The sequence below is a fragment of the Streptomyces apricus genome (assembly GCF_008369065.1).
Taxonomy (GTDB): Bacteria; Actinomycetota; Actinomycetes; order Streptomycetales; family Streptomycetaceae; genus Streptomyces; species Streptomyces apricus.
The window spans coordinates 1-2,355 of sequence record NZ_VDFC01000163.1 but is presented as its reverse complement, the minus strand read 5'-3'; the positions used below and the strand labels follow the sequence as shown (position 1 = coordinate 2,355).

At 73.6% G+C, this 2,355-nt stretch carries 1 pseudogene; it reads right to left on the bottom strand.

Annotated elements, in window-relative coordinates:
• Nucleotides 1-2,355 (bottom strand): annotated as a pseudogene (locus FGF04_RS40515) (hypothetical protein); the annotation flags it as partial.

The window sequence follows — 2,355 nt, the reverse complement described above, 5'->3', positions numbered from 1 at the left end:
CACCGGTCACGCTTCCGTTGCCCGACTCCAGGTGGAGGTCGGTGGCCGTCTCGGTCCAGGGGCGGGACAGGGTGGCGAGCTTGGCCGTCACGGGTGCGGCCGTGTCCGTGGTGGTCGCGATGCTCGGAACGGTCCTGATGTTGTCCAGGGCCGTCTTCACGTCCGAGACCAGCTTGGGGCGCGTGGCCGGGTCGAGGAGCGGGTCGCTGTCGGTCGTCACGCCGCCCTGTGTGGCGGGGCCGGACGTCGTGGACGGGGTCGGGATGGGGCCCGTGCCGAGGGCGTCGGCGAGCGGGAGCAGCACGTCCGCGCCCGGGAACGCGGTGTCCGTGGCGCTCCGGGTGTCCGGGGTGTCGTCCGGCAGCACGGCGGTCGGCGGACCGGTGAGCATGCGGACCCGGACCGGGGCGCCCGGGGCGTCGCGGGTCAGCTCGACGGCGGCGCGTACCGGACGCCCCGCCCCGTCCGGCGTGACGGCCGGGCCGAGCACGACGGCCCGGTCGACCCCGGCCCCGTCCAGCAGCTCGGCCGCCTCGGGTGCGCCCTCCCCCGGCGGCGGCACCTCGGAGACGACGATCGTCAACGGTTTGGCCTGTGTCCCACCGGCCGGGGCGTTCGTGGCGGAGGGGGAGTTCGTGGCGGCGGGAGCCGGACCCGTCTTCACGTCACCTGAACTGGCGGTGTCCGCGTACGACCCGGTGGTGCTCACCTTCGGCGGGGCGGAGGAGAGGTCGGAGGCGCCGTCGCGGTCCGCCGGGTTCACGGCCTCAGGAGAGGTCGTGACCTCCGGAGAGGACGTGCTCTGGGGAGATGCGACGCCCTCCGTCGATTGCGAGACCTGCGGACCGCCCTCGGTCGTGACCTGCGGACCGTTCTCGGTGGTGACCTGCGAGCTGTCCTCGGTCGTCACCTGCGGACCGTTCTCGGTCGTGACCTGCGAGCCGTCCTGGTTCGTGACCTGCGGGCCGTCCTCGCCGGTGACCTGCGAGCCGTCCGCCGGGTTCGTGACCTCCGACCCAGGGGATGTCTGGGACTGCGTACCGGCGGGGGCCTGGTTGCTCCCACCCGTGGGGGTACCGCCCGGCCGGGCAGAGCTGTTCGAGCCCGTGCCCGTGCCGCTGCTCGTACCCGTGCCGGTACCCGTACCTGTGTTGGTACTCGTACCTGTGCTGGTACCCGTACCGGTGCCGGTCCCCGTCCCCACCGCAGCCGGGTTGACCTGCCCGTTGGACGTGACCGGACCGCCGTCGGTCGGGTTCGGCGCGTTCTGGGCGGTGCCGTCCGTCTGGAAGTCCGTGCCGATCGGGGCGTCCACCGTGACCGGCGTGCCGAAGGCGTCGAGGGCGCGGCGGACGTCGTCGGTGTCGATCTGGGCGGCGGGACCGTTCCCGGCCGGCACCACCCGGACCTCGGGCAGCTGCGACAGGTTGCCGTGCAGGCTGTCGCGCACGCCGATCTCGGTGCTGCCGGGCGGCGCGGAGCCGCGCAGGGCCGCGAGGTCGCGCAGGGCCTGCTCGCGGACCTCCGGGGTGCCGTTGTGGATCTGCTGCCACAGCTCGTTCTCGGCGGCGGTCACGGGCAGCGGGCCCGGCGTGTACGCCGGCGGGTCCACGCTGCTGTACGGCGGCGGGTCCACGCCGGTGTAGGGCGGGGGCAGGTCGGTCCCCGCGAAGTCACCCGTGCCGGTGTCCGTACCGGTGCCGTTGCCGACGCCTGCGCCCGTGCTCTGCTGGGGGACGGGCGAGAGCGAGGAGGGCGGAGGGCTCATGGAACCGCCGCCCGTGGAGCCCGAGGGGTCCGTGCGCGGAGGGCCGTCGGCGCTGTCGGTGCCGTCGCCGTCACGGGTGCGCGTGGAGCCGTCCCCGTCGCGCGCGCCGGTGTCGGTGCCGCCCGCGGAGACGGTGGGCGGCTTGATGCTCAACTTGTCGATGGCGTGACGCAGTTCGGCGGCGCTGTTGATCGCGGTGTCGCTGAGCGTGGCCTCGACCTGACTGCTGAGACCCGCGCCGACGAAGGTCGACCAGCTGGTGGACCAGTCGCCGTCGAAGACACCCTTGATGAAGATCTCCGCGAGCGCCTCTCCGGCGCCGGCGGCGATGAAGTCGGCCGTCCCCTTGAGCCCGTAGTGGCCCGCCAGCGCGCCCGGCCGGTCGGCGTTGTTGCGCAGGATCTGGCTGTTGCGCCACAGGTTGGTGTTGTTCCGGAAGGACAGCGGGTTGTTCCGGAAGGTGATCGGCGTGTTGCTGCCGAGGCCGGGGCCGTTCCCGTACGGGTTGGCGTTGGGGTCGGGACGGTCCTTCGGTCCGTTGCCCCCCGGATTCGGGGACGGGTCGGGGTTGGGCTTGGGCTTCGGGC